The organism is Streptomyces sp. NBC_00525 (genome assembly GCF_036346595.1).
Lineage (GTDB): Bacteria > Actinomycetota > Actinomycetes > Streptomycetales > Streptomycetaceae > Streptomyces.
In genome coordinates this window covers 5,465,570-5,490,233 of the sequence record NZ_CP107834.1, presented here as the reverse complement: position 1 = coordinate 5,490,233, position 24,664 = coordinate 5,465,570, and the positions used below count along the sequence as shown (strand labels likewise).

The 24,664-nt window shown below is 69.0% G+C and carries 6 protein-coding genes; all 6 read right to left on the bottom strand.

Annotated elements, in window-relative coordinates; genetic code table 11:
- Nucleotides 1-47 precede the first annotated feature (47 nt).
- The 6 genes from OG710_RS24325 to OG710_RS24300 are packed head-to-tail and all read right to left on the bottom strand — an operon-like array spanning nt 48 to nt 24,647.
- A complete protein-coding gene (locus OG710_RS24325) occupies nt 48-1,016 on the bottom strand; it encodes a GNAT family N-acetyltransferase (protein ID WP_330241200.1) in 969 nt (322 codons plus the stop codon).
- Between the two features lie 31 nt (nt 1,017-1,047).
- On the bottom strand, nt 1,048-2,739 hold the full coding sequence (locus OG710_RS24320) for an FAD-dependent oxidoreductase (RefSeq protein WP_330241199.1): 1,692 nt from the start codon (nt 2,737-2,739) through the stop codon (nt 1,048-1,050).
- Between the two features lie 3 nt (nt 2,740-2,742).
- Nucleotides 2,743-3,069, bottom strand: a complete 327-nt coding sequence (locus OG710_RS24315; RefSeq protein WP_330241198.1) for a hypothetical protein — start codon at nt 3,067-3,069, stop codon at nt 2,743-2,745.
- A gap of 45 nt (nt 3,070-3,114) precedes the next feature.
- On the bottom strand, nt 3,115-12,720 hold the full coding sequence (locus OG710_RS24310; protein WP_330241197.1) for a beta-ketoacyl synthase N-terminal-like domain-containing protein: 9,606 nt from the start codon (nt 12,718-12,720) through the stop codon (nt 3,115-3,117).
- Nucleotides 12,717-15,926: an amino acid adenylation domain-containing protein gene (locus tag OG710_RS24305; RefSeq protein WP_330241196.1), complete on the bottom strand. Its 3,210-nt coding sequence runs from the start codon at nt 15,924-15,926 to the stop codon at nt 12,717-12,719. The genes OG710_RS24310 and OG710_RS24305 overlap by 4 nt, the downstream gene beginning before the upstream one ends.
- A gap of 15 nt (nt 15,927-15,941) precedes the next feature.
- The gene (locus OG710_RS24300; RefSeq protein ID WP_330242331.1) at nt 15,942-24,647 is read right to left on the bottom strand and encodes an amino acid adenylation domain-containing protein; all 8,706 of its coding nucleotides are present in this window, start codon (nt 24,645-24,647) and stop codon (nt 15,942-15,944) included.
- Nucleotides 24,648-24,664 lie beyond the last annotated feature (17 nt).

The window sequence follows — 24,664 nt, the reverse complement described above, 5'->3', positions numbered from 1 at the left end:
CCCCCGGCCCTCGGACGGCCCTGCTCGGGGGCCGGCCTTCCGGTGGATCAGCCTGTACCCGCGTCGGCGTTCAGGGCACGTGCCAGGCTCCAGTACCCGACAGTCCGTTCCATGCCGATGGCACGGTTCAGACGCGTGATGGGCTCGTTGGCCTCATCGCTGAGCGCTGTCACCACCTGAGCACCGGCTCGTCTCGCCTCCATCAGCACAGCCGCTTTGAATGCTCTGCCCACCCCACGCCGACGGTGGTCGGGGTCCACCCCCGTGAAGACCGTGTGCCAGACCGTCCCCCCGGCCCCCGGAGCCATCACGGCCAAGCCGCGGGGAAGCCCGCCCGCCTCCTCGTCCGACTCGGCCAGAAACACGGTCGCGTCCCGGGGGACGGCGTTGAGGGCGGAGCGCATGTCGACGTTCCGGCCGGTGCCGAACGGAACGGGGAAGCCGATGACGCACCTGCTCGCGACGGCCATGACCAGGGCGGACTCCGTACCCACATCGGCCCGCCGCAACCGCACCGCGGCCCGGTCGGTGTGGCCCACGAGGTGCTTCTGAAGGTCTTCCTCGCTCTGGCACAGGTCGATGCTCCAGCCGACATTGTGGTTGGTCACCGCGAGGCCGTACCGCTCGGCGAACAGCCGCCCCCGAGGCAGGTCGTCCCGCAGTGCGCACGTGACCGCGCCCGAGCCGGTACGGGCGTCCACCGCGGCCACGACCTCATCGGCCAGGGCGGTCCCGAGGCCTTGGCCCCGCTCGGACTCCCTCACCACGATCCGAGCGGAGACCGAGCCGGGCAGGCTGGGCATCTCGGTGAGCGCCGCCGCTCCGACGACGACTCCCTCCTGCTCGGCCACCCATACACGACTGGCGTCGTCCTCGGCGCCGGCCGCCAGCATCCTGCGCAGCTGAGGGCGGTTGTCGTACGCACTCGCAGCCGTCAGCAGCTCCACGACGTCATCGATGTCCGTGGCATCGGGAGCGCGGACCACGGTGCCAAGGGCTTGCCGACGCTCCGGCACAGCGACTCCTCTGCTAGGGGAAGAACACATGTCAGGCCGGGCTCACGGCCGAGGTGGACGCACGCTCGGCGGCGCCCTCGTACATCTCCGCCAGCGACTGGCGACTATCCCAGTCCGGGTCGAACACGGCCGTGAACCGCTCTTCGTCCCACACACCGCCGGAAAGCTCGACCAGCCGCTGGACGAGAGTCCGGCAGAAGATCTCGTAGGTCCGCTCGTCAGCCGGGACCTCCAGCGTCCAGTCCCTCGCCTCGTAGACCTTCGACATCAGCGTCTCGTCCTGATCGAAGGCGGCCGAGTCGAGGAACTCGCCCTCGTTCTTCGCGTAAAAGCGCTCGTCGCAGTCGATCATCTCGACGAACTCTTCGGTGAGCCGGTCGGCCGAACTGAGCAGCCTGGCGAGCTTTCCTCCCATCACCGTGGCATCACAGGGGCAGTCCGTGCCGTGGGTGCGGGCGAACTCGAGCAGGATCCGATGGTCCTCCAGCGCGTCCGGCACGATGCGGTTGTAGTAGACCCGGGTGCGCAGGGCGAGCCAGGCCGCCCACGCGTCGAAGGAGCCGCGCGCGATGTAGTGACCATCCGTGTTGAGCAGCTTCTCGTAGCGGCTGCGGACCCGGATGTCGAAGTGGTGCACGAGGGAGGGGAGTTCCGCCGTCTTCCCTTCGCGGTCCGATGCGATGAACTCGCCTATGAGCTTGTTGTTCTCGGTGAAGAGCCAGGACGACGTGGCGAACATGGGGTCGAGCACGGTGGCGGCGTTACCCGTCAGGAACCAGCGGGCCTCCGAGAACTGCTGGCTGGCCAGACGCGCGAGCCGTTCACGCGTCCCGAAGCTGCGAAGCTTCGCGTCGGGTCCGAGGATGTCGCGCAGCGCACGGTGCTCGCCGAGAAATGCCGCCAGCTCGTCCCCGGAACCGACAGAGGGCTCTGTGTGCCGCCGGTCGAAGACGACGCCGATGCTGTATTGCGACGCGGACAGCGGCATCAGCCAGATCCAGTAACCGCGGTACATGAAGTACGTCATCGATGACGACCTGCCCCAGTGAGGCACGCGATGGCGCCAGGCGTCGTCGCCGAGGGCGTCGAGGGACAGACATCCGTCGAACCGGCCCCACGACGCGGCGATCGGATTGCGGTCCTCCTCCGGCACCAGGTCGAGGAGGCGGGTGAGGGGAGAGGCCTCACCTGCGGCGTCCACCAGCCATGTGCAGGCGATGGTCCCCGCAGTCGTGCGCACGAGATGCCCGTTCCTGCCGTCGAGCGTGATCGCTTCGGCCGGCGACTCACCTGGTCCGCAGTTCAGTACGGAGGTTCCCAGCAGAACCCTGACACCGCTTTCGCGGTTCATCTCGCACAGGTCGCGCTCCACGGTGGGCCGGTCGAGCAAGTAGGTGGGAATCGGATGGGGCCGCCTTCCGCCGATCTCGGACATCCGCTCCAGCGTCAGATCCCTGTCGGGCGAATCGAAGAAGAAACGCATCCCGGAACTGACGTAGTGGTGCTTGCGCAGATACGGGCCCAGTTGGAGGACGCGGTTGGCGTAGTTCGTGAACTCCTCGCCCGAAGACTCGTCAAGACCGGGCGGGAATTCCGTCTCCTTGTCGATCACCACGATGTCCAGATCGGGTTGCTCCAGCCGCAGCTGCCGCGCCAGCGTACCTCCGGCGAGCCCGGCGCCAATGATCAGAACGTCGCACGTCAGGTCGGCCTTGCCACTCATCTCTTACTCTCCGTTCGTCGAGCGCGCCGCCGTCACCGGCTTGCGCACGCAGAAAAGTGCCACTGATCCGACGCGACGTACGTCGACGTCGTCGAGCCGGTCCCGCAGAGCGCGTTCCAGCCCGGACGCCGTATCAGCGGAATTGTGAAAGTATTCGCGTTCGTTGTAGGCCTTGAGCAGCCACCTCGCGATGGCGTTGTGTCTGCTGTCCTGCACGACCGTCGGCCCGAAAGGGACCCCGTCCTGCGTAAGGAGCGGAGCGAGGTTGTCGGTCAGGCCCCATCGGGTGTATGCCTGCTGCCCCTCTTGTGCCTCTTTGGGCAATTGCACAGGACATCTCTTCATTCAGACCTGGATTCGGTGACGGCAGCGGGCCTACCGCTTCTTCGCGTCCGCCGATTCCAGGTGAGCGGATACGACTCGGGAGATCGCCGGCACGTTCTGGGCCGCCAGCATGGTCACGTGGTCGCCCGGCACGCGGTGCACGGTGAGCCCGCCCGGAGCGAGCGGTTCCCACGCCAGATCCGGACGCAGCGGATCGATGCCCTCACGGCGTTCCTCTGCGAGGAAGTAGAGAACCGGCCCGGGATAGGGGCGCGGCCGATAGGAGCGGAGCGCCTCCATATTGGCCCGGTAGACCTCGGCCAGCTGTCGGGCGAAGGCGGGGTCCGGAGCTATCGAGCTGATCTCGGTGATGTTCACATCACCGAGATCAGGCGGGACCTGCCCCGGGCCCGGCGAGTCGAAGACGACCAGCAGCTCGACCGTCTCGCCGTCAGCTCGCAGCCTCTGGGCCATCTCCAGGGCGACGAGCCCTCCGAAGGAGGCTCCACCCAGGGCGTAGGGGCCTCTCGGATGAGCCGCGCGGAGTTCTTCCAGATAGCAGGACGCCATCTCCTCGACGCTCCTCCTCGGCTCGGCGTCACTCTCGATTCCTCGCGCCTGGAAGCCGTAGACGGTCGCGTCGACGGGGAGAAGGTCGGTCAGTTCCCGATAGGAGAAGACGCTCCCTCCTGCGGGGTGGACGAGGAACAGCGGCGTGCCGTGTTCATCGCCGGCCTTGAGGGGAATGAGCGCTGTCTCCTGCTCCTGGATGTCTGCCGTATGACGGTTCGTCGTGGGGGAAGCCGCGGCTTCCTGAGTCGACGAGGCCGGTGCGAGGTGTTCGGTGAGGAGGGCGATGGTCGGGAACTTGAAGAGATCGGCGACGGTCAGCGAGACCTGGAGTTGCTTCCTGATCTTCCCTCCCGCCTCGACGAAGAGGAGTGAGTCTCCGCCGAGCTCGAAGAAGTTGGCGTCCCGTTCGATGTGCGCGCGTCCGAAGAGGTCCTTCCAGATGGCGGTCAGCACGCTCTCAGTCTCCGCCTGGGACCGCTTCCCGCCGTCGCCGGGTACCTCCTCGGTCTGACGCTGATGGCGTCGCGCTCCGCGTTCGAGCCGGTCAGGCAGGTTCTCGGTGGAGACGACCACGCGTCGTTCACCCGCGAACAGGGCACGCTCAAGCACGGAAAGCGCCTCCGCCGCCGAGACGCCCGACTGCGCATGTCCGGCATGTGCCTCACGCAGGACGCTCGGCAGCCGCTCCGCCGCGGCCATACCGACATCACGCCAGACATCCCACGCGACCGACACAACGTGCCCCGGCGCATCGGGCGAATCGGCCCACGCGTCGAGAAACGCGTTCGCCGCGCAGTAGTCGACCTGGCCCAGGTTGCCCAGGAGGGCGGCCGTCGAGGAGAACACCGCGAAGAAATCGAGCTGTCGGCCGCCGAAGACCGACGCCAGAGCCAGCGTGCCGTCGACCTTGGGGGCGAGCACCTCGCGCATCGCTTCGGCGTCCCGGAACTGCGCGAGCCCGCCGCCGGCCAGGCCGGCTGCGTGGACAACCCCCTGAATCGGACCGAACCGCAGCTCCGCCCGGGCCACCGCCTCGGCCAGAGCCGCGCGGTCGGCCACGTCACACGCCTCGACGAGCACCTGTGCGCCCAACGACTCCAGCTCACGCACCGCGCCCATACGCTCTCGCGTTTCCGCGTCGGTCCCTGGTTCGCTCTCCAGCGCCGCCCAGTCCTCCCGCTCCGGCAACGGCGTCCGCCCCACGAGCACCAGACGCGCTTGGTACGTGCGCGCCATCCAGGCCGCGACCGCCCGTCCGACGCCCCCCAGCCCGCCTGTGATCACGTACACGCCCCCCGGCCGCAGGCCTCGGGACCCACCGCCCGCATCCGTGCCGTCCGCCGCCAGAGTCTCCACATCCTCGACGAAGCGCGTAGCACCGCGGCAGGCGACGAACGATCGTGGCAAGGAAGCCCACAGCTCCGCCACGACCTGCTCGAACTCCGCTACGGCGTCCTCGATGTCGATCACCGAAGCGGCGAGCGCCGGATACTCCAGCGGCAGGGTCTTCACGGGCCCGAGGGCCAACGCACGTGCCGGAGAAGGCGTTTCCGTGCCCTCAACCGGGGCGAGCCCTTGGGTGACCACGGCCAGCCTGGTCGGCGCGGTTCCCCGCTGCAGTCCGAGCGCACGGGCGAAGTGCACCGGAGCCTCCAGCGCCACCACACCGGCCCGATCGACGTCGATGTCGGGGTCGGCCACCCACAGGTAGAGGACGTTCCACGTTCCGCCCTGCCCGTGGGCCTCCTGGACTTCGCGGACGAGCCGGTCGAAGTCCTCAGGTGTCTGCGGGCGCACGCGGTACGTGTCCTCGCCCGGGCGCTCGTACGACGTCCCGGCCTCCACCGTGACCACCCGCTCGCCGAGTCCGCGAAGGCGTTCGACCCAACGGTCCGCGATGCCGAGCCGATCGGCGAAGACGAGCCAACACTCATCCCGCACACCAGGCGTTCCCGTATCCGCCGGTGCCAACGGAAGACGCCGGAAGGCAGGTCGGAAGAGCCGGGCCCCGCCCGCAGCCGGGCCGGCGCCCTTCCCCTCGACCCAGTAGCGCTTGGTCTCGAAGGGGTAGGTGGGCAGGGGGACGCGGCGTGGGGAACGGTGTTCGTGCAGCGCGGGCCAGTTCACGGGCACACCGTTCACCCATAGCTCCGCCAACGCCTCACGCGTCACCTGCACATCGCCACGCGTGTCCCGCGCATGCCCCATCGACGACAGCATCACCCTTCCCCGGGCCTGCTCATGGTCCGCCAGCAATGCGCTCGCGGTGGTACCCGGGCCCGCCTCGACGAGCAGGGCATCGGGTTCGTCCCGCAGAAGAAGCTTCGCGCCGGTGGAGAACCGTACGGTGCTGCGGACGTGTGCGGCCCAGTAGGACGGACTGGTCGCCTGTTCCGGAGTAATCCAGTCACCGGTCACGTTGGAGACGAAGGGAACCTTCGGCGCCCGCGCCTCCACCCCCGAAACGAGACGCTCGAACTCCTTGAGCATCGGCTCCATCATCGGCGAATGAAACGCGTGCGAAGTCGCCAGCCGACGATGCCGGACCTGCCGCTCAGCCACCACGCGCTCAGCCCGCTCAACAGCCTCCACCGGCCCGGACAACACCGACTGCGCCGGCGCATTGACGGCGGCGACAGCACATCCGGCCGCCGCTGCCAGCTCCCCTGCGTCCTGCTCGTTCAACGACACGGCCAGCATGGCGCCCGGCGACTGTCGCTGCATCAGGTCACCCCGTGCACAGACAAGCCGCACAGCATCCCCCAGCGACCACACCCCCGCCACCGTCGCCGCCACATACTCACCCAGACTGTGACCCAACATCACACACGGCTCAACACCCCACGCCCGCCACTGCTCAGCCATCGCATACTGCACCGCGAACAACGCCGGCTGCTGCAACCTCGTCCCGCCCAAACGCGAAACCGTCAACTCCCCCGAATCCCCGAACAACAACCCGCCGAGATCCTCACCCAACTCCGCACCCACCACCCCCGCACACTCCTCGAACACCTCACGAAACACCCGCTCCCCCTCGAACAGCTCACGCCCCATTCCCATGAACTGCGAACCCTGGCCCGCGAACAAGAACGCCACCCGCGCATCCGCCGACGCCCGCCCCGACACCAACCCCGCACCACCGGCCAACGCCCGCCCGGCAGCCTCACCATCACGAGCCACCACCGCGGCCCGAAACTCATGATGCTCCCGCCCCGTCTGCAACGTGAACGCCACATCAGACAGCCCACGCCCGGCATACTCCGTCAGATATCCCCCCAACCGCGCACGCTGACGAGACACCACATCCACCGACTTGCCCGAAGTGACCAACACACCCCAATCAGCCACGGAACCAGCATCCGGCTCAACCTCGGGAGGCTGCTCCACAATCACATGAGCATTCGTGCCCCCCATACCAAAAGAACTCACACCAGCCCGCCGAGGCGACGACCCCGACCACTCCCGCAACTCCGCATTCACAAAAAACGGACTCGAATCAAAATCAATCTCCGGATTCGGCCGCCGAAAATGCAAACTCGGCGGAATCACCCCCCGCTCCACAGCAAGCACCGCCTTGATGAACCCCGCAACACCCGCCGCAGTATCCAAATGCCCCACATTCGTCTTCACAGAACCCAGCGCACAGAAACCACGCCTCGACGTCGACATACGAAACGCCTCCGTCAACGCCGACACCTCAATAGGATCACCCAACCGCGTCCCCGTCCCATGCGCCTCCACATAACCAATCGACTCAGCATCCACCCCCGCAACCTGCTGCGCCTCAAAAACAACACTCGCCTGCCCCGCCACACTCGGCGCGGTAAAACCCACCTTGTCCGCACCATCATTATTGACAGCGGACCCACGAATCACCGCACGAATCGCATCCCCATCACGCACCGCATCCGACAAACGCTTCAACACCACGACACCCGCTCCGCTGGAGAAGACGGTTCCTTGCCCGTCGGCGTCGAACGCCCGGCAGTGACCATCGGGGGAAAGGATTCCTCCGTCGTGGAACCAGTAGCCGCTGTGCTCCGGAACGCGGACCTTCGCTCCTCCGGCGAGTGCCATGTCGCTCTCGCCGGAGATGAGGCTGCGGCAGGCGTGCGCGATCGCCACGAGTGAAGTGGAACACGCCGTGCCGACGCTCACGCTCGGGCCGTTAAAGTTAAGGCGATAGGAGATCTGGGTTGCTGCGAAATCCTTGTCGTTTCCGAGACTCACGGCCATCGGATCGATATTCGATGAGTCGCGCCGCGGAATGAGGTTGTTGAGGAGGTAGCTGCTCATCGCCACTCCGGCGTAGACCGCGACCTTGCCGGACTGGCCGCGCGGAGCGTGTCCGGCGTCCTCCAGCGCCTCGTACGCGCACATGAGCAGCAGTCGCTGCTGCGGATCCATGATCTCCGCCTCGCGCGCCGTGTACCCGAACAGCGTGGGGTCGAACTGGTCGACTCCGTCGGCGGTTCCGGCCATCGGGACGTACTGCCCTTGGCCGTCCGCTCCCTCCTTGGCCGGCTCGTCGGTAGGTACCAGCGACTCCACTCCGGCGACGAGGTTCTCCCAGAATTCATCGACGTTCTTGGCGCCGGGGAAGCGAGCTGCCATACCGATGACGGCGATGTCGTAGCTCTCCGCCGCAGGGCGGACCGTCGTCGGCGGCGCCTCGCTGTCCTGCGCCGACGAAGCCGGAGCGAGGTGCTCCGCGAGTCGGGCGATGGTGGGGAATTTGAACAGGTCGGCCACGGCCAGCGAGACCTCAAGGCGCTGCTTGATCTGCCGTCCCGCTTCGATGATGAGGAGGGAGTCTCCGCCGAGCTCGAAGAAGTTGGCATCCCGTTCGATGTGTGCGCGTCCGAAGAGGTCCTTCCAAATTGCGGTCAGCACGCTCTCGATCTCCGCGCGCGATCGTTCCGCGGGGCCGGAGGAGGATTCCGGCTGGTCCTGGTGACGCTTCGTTCTGCGGTCGAGCCGATCGGGCAGGTTCTTGGTGGAGACGATGACGCGTGGCCGCCCTCCGAAAAGCGCGCGTTCGAAGACGGACAGCGCGTCCGACGCGGAGAGGCCCGACGACTCGTGGTCGGTGTGCGCCTCGGCCTCAGCGGCGGGGAGCCGCTTCGCCGCCATGCCGACATTGCGCCAGGCGTCCCAGGCGATGGCGACGGCATGCGCGGGCGCGTCGGAGGACTCGGCCCACGCGTCGAGGAAGGCGTTCGCGGCGCAGTAGTCGACCTGGCCGAGGCTGCCCAGAAGCGCGCCGGTCGACGAGAAGACGGCGAAGAAGTCCAGTTGTCGGTCGCCGAGAACCGAGGCAAGGGCGAGCGTGCCGTCGACCTTGGGGGCCAGCACCTCGCGCATCGCCTCGACCGATCGGAACTGCGCGAGCCCGCCTCCGGCCAGCCCTGCGGCGTGGACGACCCCTTCGACGGGGCCGAACCGGAGCTCCGCCCGGTCGACGGCCTCGGCGAGAGCGACACGGTCGGTCACGTCGCACGCGTCGACGTGCACCTGCGCGCCGTGCGACTCCAGCTCGCGGACCGCGGCGATGCGGCTTCGTGTCTCCGCGTCGGTCCCGGGATCGCTCTCGAGCACCGTCCATCGCTCACGCGGCGGCAGGGGGGTCCGGCCGAGGAGCACCAGACGCGCTTGGTACGTGCGCGCCATCCATGCCGCGATCGCCCGGCCGAGGCCACCGAGGCCGCCCGTGATCAAGTAGACGCCCTGCGGTCGAAGGCTCAAGGAGCCACTGCTCGCGTCGGCCGTCGTCATGGCTTCGACGTCTTCGGCGAAGCGGGTGGTGCCACGGTAGGCGACGAACGGCCGGGGCAGGGAGGCGCGTATCTCGGAGATGAGCGGGTCCAGCTCCGCCCCGGCATCCTCGATGTCGATCGCGGACGCGGCCAGTGCCGGGTACTCGAGAGGCAGTGTCTTGACCGGCCCGAGGACCAGGGCGCGCGTGGGCGGGGCGGTCTCGCCGCCCTCCACCTGGGCGAGTCCTTGGGTGACCACGGCCAGCCTGGTCGGCGCGGCGGCGCGGTGCAGTCCGAGCGCGCGGGCGAAGTGCACCGGTGCGTCGAGGGCGAGGACACGCGCCCGGTCGACGTCGGCCTCCGTGTCGACCGCCCACAGGTAGAGGACGTTCCACGTTCCGCCTTGCCCGTGGGCCTCCTGGACTTCGCGGACGAGCCGGTCGAAGTCCTCAGGTGTCTGCGGGCGCACGCGGTACGCGTCCTCGCCCGGGCGCTCGTACGACGTCCCGGCCTCCACCGTGACCACCCGCTCGCCGAGTCCGCGAAGGCGCGCGGTCCAGCGGTCCGAGATGCCGAGCCGGTCCGCGAAGACGAGCCAGCGCTCGTCCTGTATTCCGGGATCTGCCGCGGGCAGCGGAGCGCGCCGGAAGACGGGCTGGAAGAGGCGGGCCGCATGCGTCGCCGCGTCGGCGGTCTTCTGCTCGATCCAGTGGCGCTTGGTCTCGAAGGGGTAGGTGGGCAGGGGGACGCGGCGTGGGGAACGGTGTTCGTGCAGCGCGGGCCAGTTCACGGGCACACCGTTCACCCACAGCTCCGCCAACGCCTCACGCGTCACCTGCACATCACCACGCGTGTCCCGCGCATGACGCAGGGAGGTGATCAGGACGCGGTCCCGTGCCTGCTGGTGGTCAGCCACCATTGTGTTCGCCACCGTTCCGGGACCGACCTCGAGCAGCAGCGCTCCGGGGTCGTCGCTCAGGAGCCGGTCCACCCCCGCGGAGAACCGTACGGTGCTGCGGACGTGTGCGGCCCAGTAGGACGGACTGGTCGCCTGTTCCGGAGTAATCCAGTCACCGGTCACGTTGGAGACGAAGGGAACCTTCGGCGCCCGCGCCTCCACCCCCGAAACGAGACGCTCGAACTCCTCGAGCATCGGCTCCATCATCGGCGAATGAAACGCGTGCGAAGTCGCCAGCCGACGATGCCGGACCTGCCGCTCAGCCACCACGCGCTCAGCCCGCTCAACAGCCTCCACCGGCCCGGACAACACCGACTGCGCCGGCGCATTGACGGCGGCGACAGCACATCCGGCCGCCGCTGCCAGCTCCCCTGCGTCCTGCTCGTTCAACGACACGGCCAGCATGGCGCCCGGCGACTGTCGCTGCATCAGATCACCCCGTGCACAGACAAGCCGCACAGCATCCCCCAGCGACCACACCCCCGCCACCGTCGCCGCCACATACTCACCCAGACTGTGACCCAACATCACACACGGCTCAACACCCCACGCCCGCCACTGCTCAGCCATCGCATACTGCACCGCGAACAACGCCGGCTGCTGCAACCTCGTCCCGCCCAAACGCGAAACCGCCAACTCCCCCGAATCCCCGAACAACAACCCGCCGAGATCCTCACCCAACTCCGCACCCACCACCCCCGCACACTCCTCGAACACCTCACGAAACACCCGCTCCCCCTCGAACAGCTCACGCCCCATTCCCATGAACTGCGAACCCTGGCCCGCGAACAAGAACGCCACCCGCGCATCCGCCGACGCCCGCCCCGACACCAACCCCGCACCACCGGCCAACGCCCGCCCGGCAGCCTCACCATCACGAGCCACCACCGCGGCCCGAAACTCATGATGCTCCCGCCCCGTCTGCAACGTGAACGCCACATCAGACAGCCCACGCCCGGCATACTCCGTCAGATATCCCCCCAACCGCGCACGCTGACGAGACACCACATCCACCGACTTGCCCGAAGTGACCAACACACCCCAATCAGCCACGGAACCAGCATCCGGCTCAACCTCGGGAGGCTGCTCCACAATCACATGAGCATTCGTGCCCCCCATACCAAAAGAACTCACACCAGCCCGCCGAGGCGACGACCCCGACCACTCCCGCAACTCCGCATTCACAAAAAACGGACTCGAATCAAAATCAATCTCCGGATTCGGCCGCCGAAAATGCAAACTCGGCGGAATCACCCCCCGCTCCACAGCAAGCACCGCCTTGATGAACCCCGCAACACCCGCCGCAGTATCCAAATGCCCCACATTCGTCTTCACAGAACCCAGCGCACAGAAACCACGCCTCGACGTCGACATACGAAACGCCTCCGTCAACGCCGACACCTCAATAGGATCACCCAACCGCGTCCCCGTCCCATGCGCCTCCACATAACCAATCGACTCAGCATCCACCCCCGCAACCTGCTGCGCCTCAAAAACAACACTCGCCTGCCCCGCCACACTCGGCGCAGTAAAACCCACCTTGTCCGCACCATCATTATTGACAGCGGACCCACGAATCACCGCACGAATCGCATCCCCATCACGCACCGCATCCGACAAACGCTTCAACACCACGAGTCCAACGCCACTGCCACCGACGGTGCCACGCGCCTCCGCGTCGAACGCACGGCAGTGACCATCGGGAGAGAAAATGTTCCCTTCCTGGTACGAGTAGCCGCCGTGCTGAAGGACGTTGATCGTCGCCCCACCGGCGAGCGCCACGTCGCATTCGAACTCAATGAGGCTCTTGCACGCCTGATGGACCGAGACCAGTGAGGTGGAGCACGCCGTGCCGATCGTCATGCTCGGCCCGGTCAGATTGAGGCGATGAGAGATCTGGGCGGCCGCGAAATCCTTGTCGTTGAAGAGCGAGATCTGACGGGCGAACGATGTCATCAGGTCGGTGCGCGGCAGCAGATGGTGGAGGAAATATCCGCTGCGCCCGATCCCGAGAAAGACACCGGTCGTGTTTTCGCTGCTCGTCGGGTCGCAGCCTGCGTCCTCCAGCGCCTCGACAGCCACTTCGAGGAGGAACCGCTGCTGCGGATCCATGATTTCCGCCTCGCGCGGCGTGTATCCGAAGTACGCCGCGTCGAACTTCTCGATCCCGTCGAGAATTCCCGCCGCGCGCACGAGATCGGGATTCGACAGAACCGCGGGGTCACCGTGTGCGGCGATTACGTCGTCGTCGCTGAGGCGGGAGATCGACTCCTTACCCTGAATTAGACTCTGCCAGAATTCCTCGGTGTTCCCGGCTCCGGGAGCGCGCAGACCCATTCCGACAACGGCAATGCTTCGATCGTCACTCACCGCTTACCCCCATTCCGTGCACCCATGGCCGCCCGGCGCCTTTCAAGACGACTCTGGACACCCGCGAAAGTCTGCTCGCTCTCCGTCCCGGATATGTGACGGGCCAGGGAGGCGATCGTTGGATATTTATACAGATCGATCATGTTCAGCTTTTTCGGGTAAGCGGCCTTCAATCGGCCGAAGACCCGGGCGAGAAGAATCGAATCCCCTCCGATGTCGAAGAACCCGTCATCCGCTCCAGGGCGGGAGACACCGAGGACCTCCGACCAGACCGCGGCGATGGTCTTCTCGATCTCGGTCCCGGGCTCCCGGTAGGCGCGCTGCGCCTGCTCGGGTTCGGGAGAGGGCAACGCTGCCCAGTCCGTCTTTCCGTTGGGCGTGAGAGGGACGGCCGCCAGCTCGACGAACGCGGCGGGGGTCATGTACTCGGGGAGCGTCGCCCGGACCGCGGCCACGGCGTCTCCTCGGACGAAGCCGTGGCCCTCTTCCATGACGACGTACGCCACGAGGCGCCTGGTGCCCAGCTGGTCCTGACGTACGACGGCCACGGCATCACGGACACCCGCGAGCTTCCGGAGCACCGCCTCGATCTCGCCCAGCTCGATCCGGAAGCCGCGCAGCTTGATCTGCCGGTCGTTCCGGCCGAGATACTCCAGTTCTCCGTGCGGGAGCCAACGGGCCAGGTCCCCGGTGCGGAAGAGGCGCGCTCCGGGCCGTCCCCCGAAGGGATCGGGGACGTAACGCTCGGCGGTCAGCGACGGCCGGCGATGGTACCCCTGGGAGACGCCGTCGCCTCCGAGGTAGAGCTCTCCGGCGATGCCGGTCGGCACGGGCCGCATCACCGAGTCGAGGACATAGGACTGCGAGTTCGCGATGGGGCGCCCGATCAGCGGCTTGGCGCCGTTCGCGGGAACGAGGGTGAACGTCGAGTACACCGTGTCCTCGGAGGGCCCGTACAGGTTGTACACCTTCCGCACGCCGTCTCGTGCGTGGAGCCGGTCGACGAGATCGCGCGGCAGCGGCTCGCCCGCGAGGTTGACGACGCGTACGCCTTCCGGCAGTCCGCCGAGGCGCAGAAGCGTGTCCATCGCGGAGGGCACCGTGTTCACCAGCGTCACACGGTCACGCGCCGGCAGGGACGGAAGCAGGAGCGCGTTGTCCGCGAGGACGACGGTGGCTCCGGTGGTGAGCGGAAGGAAGAGCTCGAAGACGGAGAGGTCGAAGCAGATCGATGTCGAGGCGAGCGTCCCTTCGAGCTCGTCGGCGGAGAAGACCCCTTTCGCCCACATCAGGAGCGACACCACGTTGCGATGCGTGATCCGTACGCCCTTCGGCCTGCCGGTCGAACCCGATGTGTAGATCACGAGAGCAACCGACCGCTCGTGCGCGGCAGCACCGTCGGCCAGGGCGTCGGACCCGGCCGCCTCGTCCGGCCCCGCCTCCTCGTCCACCGTCACCAGCCGGGCCGACGAACGGGACATCGCCTCGCGCGTCGACGCCTGCGCCAGCACCACCGCGGGGGACGCGTCGCTGAGGATCTGGTCGATGCGCGACGGCGGGTAGGCCGGATCGAGCGGCACATACGCCGCGCCCGCCTTCAGCACGGCCAGCAGCGCGGCGGGCAGGTCGGGACCGCGCTCGAGACACACGCCCACGAACGCCCCGGAGGTGATGCCCGCGGTCCGTAGGCGTCGCGCGAGCCGGTTCGCGTGTGCGTCGAGCTCCGCGTAGGTGAGCCGTTCCTCACCGGCGATGAGCGCCGTCGCCTCGGGCGACGCCGCCGCCTGCGCCTCGAACAGCTCGTGCACGGGGCGCTGTTCGTGATGCCCGGTCCGCGTCCGGTTCCAGTCGACCAGCAGGCGTCGGCGCTCCTCCCTGGTCATGACCGGCAGCTCGCCCAGCGTGCGCGGCGCGGCGACCAGTTCGGCGAGGAGCACCTGGTAGTGCTCCAGCATCCGTTCAACGGCGGCCGCCTCGAACCTGTCCTCGTCGAAGGCGATCTTGAGGGACATCTCCTCGCCTGGCGCGACCGTCAAGGTGAGCGGGAAGCTCGTCTGCTCCGACATTCGGACCGACTCGACCCGAATCCCTCCGCCGGGGGCGTCGAGTGCCTTCCCCATCGGGAAGTTCTCGAACACCACCAGCGAGTCGAACAGCGGCACATCTCCCTGCACACCGGCCCAGCGCCGGATCTCGGCGAGCGGAGCGTAGCCGTATTCCTCACGTTCGACCTGGGCCGCCTGGAGACCGCGAAGCCAGTCGGCCACCGGCGCCCCGTCGTCGACGCGGACGCGCACGGGCAGCGTGTTGAGGAAGCACCCGACCATCGACTCCACACCGTTGATCGACGGAGGGCGGCCCGAGGCGACCATCCCGAACAGGACGTCGTGTTCGTCTCCGTAGCGGCCGAGCAGCAGCGCCCAGGCACCCTGTGCCAGCGTGCTCAGCGTGATCCGCTCACGCCGGGCTCCGTCCTGGAGGGCCGCCGTGGCCTCGCGCGAGAGCGTCACACCGCGCCTGGCGATACGGCCGGGGCCGGGGTGGCCGGCCGACGGCCGGTCCACGCCCAAGGGAGTCGGCCCGTGCACTCCGGCGAGCGACCGGCGCCAGTACTTCTCCGCCTCGGCGAGATCCTGCCCGCGCAGCCACTCTATGTACTCGCGATACTGCACGGCCGGAGCGAGCGCTGCCGTCCCGCCGCTCACCCGGGCCCGGTAGTGCCGCATGACCTCCGTCACCACGGTCGGCATCGACCAACCGTCGGAGATCGCGTGGTGGCGGGTCCAGAGGAACCGGTGCCGGTCCTCCGAGAGACGCACCAGGAGGCAGCGCATCAACGGTGCGCGGGAGAACTCGAAATCCTGCCTGCGGTCCTCCTCCATACGGGCGTCGAACCGCGCCCGCTGCTCATCTGCGGGCAGGGACGTCCAGTCCTCCTCGTACCACGGAAGGTCGGCCCGTCGGCGTACGACCTGCAGCGGACGGCTCTGGTCGATCCGCATGAACAGGGTCCGGTGGACGGCGTGCCGTGCCGTCACCTCGTCCCAGGCCGCGCGGAACGCGTCCACGTCGAGGGGCCCGCAGACATCGAACGACAGCTGCACGACATAGACGCCGCTGTTCGGGGCGAGCTGCGACTTGAGCAGCATCGCGTGCTGGAGCGGCGACAGCGGGTAGATGGCCTCGATGTCGTTCGTCTTGTTCATCGCGTCAGTCCCGTCCTAGCTCTCAAGTTCCTCGAGAAGGTCGTCGAGCTCCTCCTGGGTGAGGTCGATGTCCGGGAACGCGGACGGGTCGACCTTCAGCCGGCCCGTGCGGCAGTCCTCGACGACCTGCCGGACCGAGGCGGTGAACCGGGCGGCGAGGGCCTCGACGGTCTCCGCTTCGTGCACGGCCTCGCTGAAGGTGAAGCCGACGCGGAGGCGCCCGTCGGCCACGATTCCGTTGACGCTCAGCAGGTGCTTGCGCCGCTGCGCCGCACCGTGCGAGGCGCCGACGGGGTCCGTGGACAGCTTGAACATCGAGTCCGGCAACCGCGAGGCGTCGGCCTGTCCCAGGTAGTTGAAGACGATCTCCGCCTGGCTCCCGCGGGCCAGCCGTTCGCGAACGGACCGGTCAGGGGCCAGATAACGCAGCAGGCCAAATCCGACACCGCGCCTCGGGACGCTTCGCACCTGCTCCTTCACGGCCCGCAGCCCGTCGGCCCCGGCCGACGGGTCGACGCGCAGCGGATACATCGCCGTGAACCAGCCGATGGTGCGCGAGATGTCCACGTCGTCGAAGAGCTCCTCGCGGCCGTGCCCCTCCACATCGACGAGGAGTGGTCGAGAGCCGGTCCACGGCGCGCACGCCTCGCCCAGCGCGTGGAGCAGCACGTCGTGCGCGTCGGTCTTGTGCGCGGCGTGCATATCGCGTACGAGCGTGGTCGTCTCGTCGGCCGAGAGTTCCACGGTGACCGTCCGCGCCGTCGCCTCGGTGTTCGCCCCGTCCCGGTCGCGCGGCAGCGGCGCCGTCGGCGACTCGACCTGGCGCGCCCAGTAGGCGAGTTCGGCCTGGGCCTCGTCGTCGGCCGCGTGTGCCTGGAGCCTCGCGACCCACTCCTTGTACGAGGTGGTCTTCGGCGGGAGCCGCACGGGGCGGCCGTCGCGCAGCGCCTCGTAGCACGCCTGGAGGTCTTCCATGAGGACGCGCCACGAGATTCCGTCGACGACCGTGTGGTGGATGACGGTGTAGACCTGGGCCGGACGCCTTCCGCCGTAGTCGATGTAGACCATGCGCAGCAGTGGCCCGTTCCGCAGGTCCAGGGCGCCGTGGGTCCGTGCCTGCATGGCGGCGACAGCCCTGGCCCAGGACGATGGCTGTTCATCCGTCAGGTCGAGGCGTTCGACCGGCTCGCTCTTCTCCTCCGGTGCGCTCGTCCATTGGCGGACGCTCGCCGCGTCACGGACGAAGCGGTTCCGGAGGGCGTCATGGTGTCGTACGACGGCGTCGCGTGCCCCCGCCAGCAGGTCGAGGTCGAGCCCTCCCGCGGTGACGTCGACCAGGACGGCCTGGTTGTAGTGATGCGCGTCGGCGAGCTCCTGCTCGAAGAACCAGCGCTGGATGGGGGCCAGCTCCGCGTCGCCCAGGACCAGGCCCTGCTCCGCTCGCGGTCCGGCGCCCTCCTTGGCCGCCGTGGCGAGTTCGGCGAGCGTCTGGTACCGGAACAGGTCGCGGGCGGAGAGGACGACCCCCGCGTTCTTCGCGCGCGAGACCATCTGGATCGCGATGATCGAGTCGCCGCCGAGCTCGAAGAAGTTGTCGTCTGCGGCGACGCTCGGCTGTCCCAGGAGCTCGCTCCAGATCTGTGCCAGCCGTTCCTCGACCCGCGTCCGCGGCGCGAGGAACGAGTCGGCCGGCCGCTGTTCGGGGAGCGGGTCCGGCAGGGCCTTGCGGTCCACCTTCCCGCTGGGCAGCAGTGGCAGCGCGGGCAGTTCGACGAACAGGGCGGGGATCATGTACCGCGGCAGCCGCTCCTCCAGGTGCCCGCGCGCCCGGGTGACGTCGAATCCGTCCGTCGCGACGACATGGGCGACGAGCCGCTTGCCGCCGCGCCCGTCGTCGTCCGCCACGACCACCGACGCCTGTACACCCGGCGCGTCGGCGAGGGCCGACTCCACCTCGCCGAGTTCCACCCGGAAGCCGTTCACCTTGACCTGGTGATCGCGGCGTCCGACGAACTCCAGTTCACCGCCTGGTCGGTAGCGCACGATGTCACCCGTGCGGTACATCCGGGCCTCGGCGTCCGCCGCGAAGGGGTCGGGGACGAACCGCTCGTCCGTGAGTTCAGGCCGGTGCAGATAGCCGCGCGCGACGCCGTCGCCGCCGATGCACAGTTCTCCGGGTACGCCGGCCGGGACCGGGTTGAGCCGTCCGTCGAGGACGTAGACCCGGGTGTTGGACAGCGGACGACCGATGGAGTTGTCGGCGCCGGTGACCGTATGGCTGGTGGACCAGATGGTCGCCTCGGTCGGGCCGTAGACGTTGAGCACCTGGCCGCCGACGGTCGCGGACAGCGTACCGGCCAGCGCGGGCGGCAGCGCCTCGCCGCCGACGAGCATCCAGTCCAGCTCGCGCAGGGACCGTCGTGCGTCGTCGTCGGCGACCAGCAGCGCGGCGAGCGACGGAGTGCACTGCAGGTGCGTCACCCCGTGGAGCTCGATGAGCCCGGCGATGTCCTCGCGCGGCGCCTCCCCGGGGGCCGGCGAAACGGTCCGGCGCAAGGTGTCGAGATGCTCGAAGCTCGCCAGCACCTCCTCCGTGCCGACGCCGAAGTCGATGAGACAGGCGATTTCGTCCACCCCGGTTTCGCGCAGCCGGTCGACGAACGGCACACACTGCTCCGGAGTACCGAAGAGCCCGCTGTCGCCGTAATAGCGGTCGAACGCGTGGTCAAGGAGCGCGTCGAGGTCCTTCTCGTCGAAGTCCTCGATCTCCAGCCCACGCGAGCGGGCGATGGGACGCACGAGATCGACGGAGTCGCGCAGGTAGTTCTTGAACGGCTCACGCACGGTCCGTCGGACGAACTCCTCGTCGTCCGACACGAACGTGTGGAGCATCAACGTGACATGCCCTTCGTCGGCGTGTCCGGCCTCCCTCCGGGCGGTGCGGTACACCTCGAGCGAACGCGCCAGGTCCTCCACCGACTGCCCGAGCAGGTGGGTCAGCAGGTTGGCGCCGACGGCGCCGGCGCGACGGAACGTCTCCGGGTTGCCCGCCGCCGTGATCCAGACGGGCAGCTCAGGCTGCACGGGGCGGGGCAGCGTCCGCACCTCGATGTCGTCGCCGGTTCCCGAGACCGTCCGCACCGCCTCGCCGCGCCAGAGTTTCCGAACGACGTCGAGGTCGCGGAACATGATCTCCTTGCGGTCGGCGAAGTTCTCCGGCGCGAGGGCGAAGTCGTGGGGCTGCCAGCCGGAGGCAATCGAAAGCCCCACGCGCCCGTCGGACAGGTTGTCGATCATCGCCCAGTCCTCGGCGACCCGGATCGGGTTGTGGAGCGGGAGCACCAGGCTTCCGGTGCGGATTCCGATCCGCTTCGTGGAAGCGGCGACGGCGGCGGCGGTGATGCCCGGGTTCGGATAGAGCCCGCCGAACGTTCCGAAGTGCCGCTCCGGTGTCCACACCGCCGCGAAACCATGCTCGTCGGCCCAGCGCGCACCGTCGAGCAGCATGCGGTACTTGTCCGTCCCGCGCTCGCCGGCGTCGCTCGCGAAGTAGAACAGGCTGAAGTCGACCGTCCTGTCGGAGCCGGGTTTCCGGGCATCGCTCAGCACCAGCTCCTCGCCGACGAGCACGACTTTGAAACCGCGCGTCAGGGTCCACAGCAGTTCGAGGACCGAGATGTCGAAGGTGTAGTGCGTCAGTGCGAGCCAGGTGCCCGGCGCGGAGCCGCCGAGGCGCTGGTCCATGGCGGCGAAGAACCCCGCCAGGTTCCGCTGTGCGACCATCACGCCCTTGGGGCGGCCGGTGGACCCGGACGTGTAGATCACGTAGGCCAGGTGGTCGGGGCGGAGGGACCGGGTCGGTGAGGATCCGTCCGCGTCGGCGTCCGTCTTCGGGTCGATGAGCTCGACGCCTTCCGGCAACTCCGCCGAACGGGCCGCCGATGCGACCACGAACCGCAGCCCGGTGTCCTCGATCATGTACGCGATCCGGCCGGCGGGAGCGCCGGGATCCATCGGAACGTACGCGCCGCCCGCCTTGAGCACGGCGAGCATGGCGACGACCATCTCGACCGACCGCTCGGTCCACAGGCCGACGATGACATCCTCGGCGACGCCCCTGGACCGCAGGATCCGCGCCAGTCGGTCCGCCTCCCGGTCGAGTTCGCCATAGGTGAGCGAGCGGTCGCCGAACACCAGTGCCGTGGCCTCGGGAGCGGCCTTCGCACGCGCCTCGAAGGCGTCGGCGACGAACGGCTCATCGGTCCGAGCGACGTAGTCCCGGTTCCAGTCGGCAAGGACGAGCTCCCGCTCCGGCTCACCGAGGAAGGTGAACTCGCCTATTCGGGTGGCCGGTTCGCGGACGGCAGCCCGGATCAGCCCCGTGAAGTGGTCGGCCAGTCGCTCGATCGTCGCAGCGTCGAAGAGATCCGTGCGGTACTCGACGCGCCCCGTCAGCCCCTCGTCGTTCTCGACCAGGTCGACGGTGAGGTCGTACTTCGCGACGCTTCCCGGCAGAGCCAGCGGCTCGATCCCGAGACCGTCCATGCCGCGCCCGTCGCCGGGCGCGGTCTGGTAGACGAAGAGAGCCTGGAAGAGCGGCGTGTGCCCGGGGTCCCGCGGCGGATTCAGCGCCTCGACGAGTCGTTCGAACGGGAGATCCTGATGCGTCTGGGCGGCGAGCGTCACCTCGCGCACCCGCCCCAGCAGGTCCTCGAAGGACGGGTCCCCGGACAGATCGGTCCGGATCACCAGCGTATTGAAGAAGCACCCGATCAGGGCCTCTGCCTCGGCACGCGTACGGTTCGCTATGGGCGTGCCGACCGCGATGTCCTCCTGGCTCGTGTAGCGCGACAGCAGGACGTTGAACGCGGTGAGCAGCGCCATGAACATCGTGGACTGCCGTTCCCCGGCCAGCGCGCGCAGCGCGTCCGTGGTGGCCCGGTCGAGGGTGATCGGGACGGTCGCTCCCCCGGCCCCCTGGACGGCGGGCCGGGGCCGGTCGGTGGGGAGGTCCAGCAGGGCCGGCAGTCCGCGCAGCTGCTCCGTCCAGTACTCCAGCTGCGGACGGATCCGGTCGGATTCCAGGCGCTGGTTCTGCCAGGTGGCGAAGTCGGCGTACTGGATCGCCAGCGGCGCGAGGGGAGAGGGCTGGTCCGCCCGGAACGCCGTGTACAGCATCACGACCTCCTCCCAGAGCACAGCGGTCGACCAACCGTCGGAGACGATGTGATGCAGGCACAGGAGCAGTACGTGCTCCTCGGGCGTGACGCGCAGGATCTCGGCCCGGAACAGCTCGTCGCGCTCCAGGTCGAAGGCCCGCGCCGCGAAGGCCCGCTCCCTGGACGGCACGTCCGGAGCGGCGATGTCCACCACCGGCGCGTCGATGGCCGACGCTTCGCGGACGATCTGTGCGGGAACGCCGTCCACCGTCACGAAGTTCGTGCGGAGCGCCTCGTGGCGGCGTACCACCTCACTCAGCGCGCGTACCAGGCAGGCGGTGTCCAGGGGGCCGCTGATGCGGAGGGCCGCGGGGATGTTGTAGGCGGCGCTCGCGCCGTCGACCTGGGAGAGCACCCAGATGCGGCGCTGCGCGTAGGACAGGGGCAGCGGCCCGGTGCGCTCGATGGGCGTGATCGCGTCATCCGCGTCCGCCTTGCCCGCCGCGCGCTCGGCGTCGATCACTTCGGCCAGCTGCGCGACCGTGCAGGACTCGAACAAGGTGGCGACCTGAAGCGCGACCTGGGTGGCTGCCCGCACGCGGACGACGACGCGGGTGGCCCCCAGCGAGTTGCCGCCGAGCGTGTAGAAGAAGTCGTCGTGCACGCCGACCTTCTCGCAGCCGAGGATGTCCGCCCAGATCCCCGCGAGCAGGGTCTCCGTCTCCGTACGCGGCGCTACGTGGCTCGCCGCCCTGGACGCGTCGGGGTCCGGCGCCGGCAGCGCCCGCCGGTCCACCTTCCCGTTCGGGGTCAGTGGCAGAACCGGCAGCACGACGACCGCGGTCGGCACCATGTGGTCGGGCAGCTCAGCCCGCAGCTGCTCCGTCAGTTCCGCGGTCGTCAGGTGGGCGCCTCGGCGGGCGACGACATACGCCGCGAGACTCGGGTCGGAGCCGTCGGAACGTACGACGACCGCGGCATCGCTCACGCGCTCGCCGCGCAGGAGCACCGCCTCGATCTCGCGCAGCTCTACCCGGTGCCCACGGATCTTCACCTGCTGATCGGCGCGACCCAGGAACACGAAGGCGCCGTCCGGGCGCTGCCGGACCAGGTCGCCCGTGTGGTACATGACCGCACCGGGCTCGTCCGTGAAGGGGTCGGGGAGGAAGCGGTCAGCCGTGGCGCCGGGCTGCCCCTCATAGCCTCGGGCGACGCCGGGGCCCCCGATGTACAGCTCTCCGGGGGCGCCTTCCAGCACGGGGCGCAGCTTCTCGTCCAGGACGTAGGAGCGATAGTTCGGAAGCGGGCGCCCGATGGGCACCTGGTCCGGGGCCCCGTCCGCCACCGTGAACGTGAGAGCACCGACGGCCGTCTCTGTCGGCCCGTAATGATTGACGACGCGCAATCCTGGACGCAGCTTCCGCACCCGCTCCGCCAGGGACGCCGGAAGCTCCTCTCCGCCGAACACCAGGCAGACCCTGGGCAGCAGCTCGGCGGCGTCCTCGGCGTCGAGAAGCGCGGCGAGGTGAGAGGGGACGATCTTCAGCATGTCGACGGGCTGCTCGCGGAAGCGGCGGACCAGCGCGTCGGCCGCCAGGACCTCGTCCGGCGCGGCGAGGAACAACGACCGGCCGGTGCACAGGGCGCCGAACACCGCGGTGTGGCCGAGGTCGGCCGCGGTGGTCGCCAGCGTGCCCAGTACGGCGTCCTCGGGCAGGGCGAGCTCCGGTACGACGCCTTCGACGTAGGCGCCTATGGCGCGGTGCGGTACGCCGACCGCCTTGGGGCGTCCCGTCGATCCCGAGGTGAAGATGAGGTAGGCGAGGTGGTCCGGATGGACGTCCACCGCGGGCGGCGTGTCCGGCAGCCGGTCCGGCTCTGCGGCACCGTCGAGGTCGAGCACCGGGATCCCGTGTGCCGTTGCGGGGCCGGTCAGGCCGCCCCGGGTGAGGAGCGCCGCCGGGCGGGCGTCCTCGATCATCCGGGTGAGCCGGGCGGCCGGCAGGGACGGATCGAGAGGGACGAACGCGCCGCCTGCCTTGAGGACGGCGAGCAGGCCGATGACGTACTCGACGGATCGCTCGGTCATCAGCCCGACGGGCACGTCCGGCCCGACCCCCCGCGAGCGCAGGGCGTGCGCGAGCCGGTTCGCCCGGTGCTCGGCCTCGCCGTACGTCAGGCGGCGGCCTCCGCACACGGCGGCGAGCGCGTCGGGCCGTGCCGCGGCCCAGCGCTCGAAACGCGCGTGCACGACCTGGGGCGCCGAGTGCGGGCGCCGCTCACCGGTCCCCCGCGCGAGGACGCGCGCCCTCTCCTCCTCGTCCGCCAGCCCGATGTCGCCGACCGGGGCCTCCGGGTCGGCGACGACGGCGCGAACGACGGAGGCGAGCTGACCGGCGATCCGTTCCGCGTGCCGAGCCGACATCCGCCGCACGTCGTGTACGACGCTCAGGGTGAGCTCGCCCTGTGCTCCCTGGACCACGTCGAGGTGCAGGAGCGATCCGGCCGGTGAGACGGCGAGGCCCTCCATGGCCAGGCGCCGTCCGTCGGCGCGCGCCTCGGCCGGCAGCTCGGTGCGGGCAAAGCTGAAGGGCGCCGGCTCCGTCGTCCGCGTCCCGTCGAAGGAGAACTGGTCCACGGCGGCGTCTGCCCACGCCTCGTCGAGGTCCTTGGCGAGGGCCGCGAAGGCCTGGGCCGGCTCCATCGCGGTGAGCAGGGGGACCGGACTCTCGAAGTTCCCGATCACGTCCTGGAGTTCGTCCAGACCCCGAGATGTGGGGAGGAGGGCGGTCACCATCCGCTCCTCGCCGGTGAGCCGCCACAGCAGCACCTGCCAGGCTCCGAGGAGAACCGCCGTGGCCGAACAGCGGATCCGGGTCGCCACGTGTTCCACCGCCGCGGCCGTCGGGCCGTCGACGGGTACGCGCACCGCTGCGGAACCAACTCCGGATCCGGGCTCGAAAGGCATGGGCAGCCCAGCCGCGGCGGCGAACTCCCGCCCGAGCCATCCGTCCATCCGAGCCCGCGCCTCGTCGCTGCCGGTCTGCTCGTGCAGCCACTCCGCCGCGTCCAGGTACTGCAGCGACACCTCCTCCTGGGTGCGCCCCGCGAGTGCGGCGGTGAAGTCCTCGAAGATCACGGCGAGAGACCGACGGTCGACGAACACCCCGGAGGCCGTCAGCACGAGGACGGCCCGGTCGGAGCCCGCCATGAGGCGGGCACGCACCGCGCCGCCGTCCGGGCCGCTGCCCGAGGGCGCGCGAACGTCGGCGTCGGCCGCCCGGTCGACCGCCTCGGCCGCGGCGAGGGCGTCGTCCGGAAGAACGTCGTCGATCCACTCCGGCTCGCCGCCGTCGTCCACCAGCTGCAGCGGCGTCGCCAGACCGGGTACCGGGACCAGCCTTGAACGCAAGGACTCATGACGCTCGATCACCGACCGAACGGCGCGCAGGACCTCGGAGCGGCGCGTCGGCCCCTCCATCGTGATGCGGCACTGCGCCCGAAGCCCAGGGGAGTGCGACCACGTGTGGAGCTGCGGCGGCGAAAGCCGGAAGCCGACCATCGGGGAACTGTCAAAAT

Coding starts and splice junctions, on each gene's coding strand:
- OG710_RS24320 (WP_330241199.1), bottom strand. CDS start 2,739: ATGAGTGGCAAGGCCGACCTGACGTGCGACGTTCTGATCATTGGCGCC.
- OG710_RS24305 (WP_330241196.1), bottom strand. CDS start 15,926: ATGAACAAGACGAACGACATCGAGGCCATCTACCCGCTGTCGCCGCTC.
- OG710_RS24300 (WP_330242331.1), bottom strand. CDS start 24,647: ATGGTCGGCTTCCGGCTTTCGCCGCCGCAGCTCCACACGTGGTCGCAC.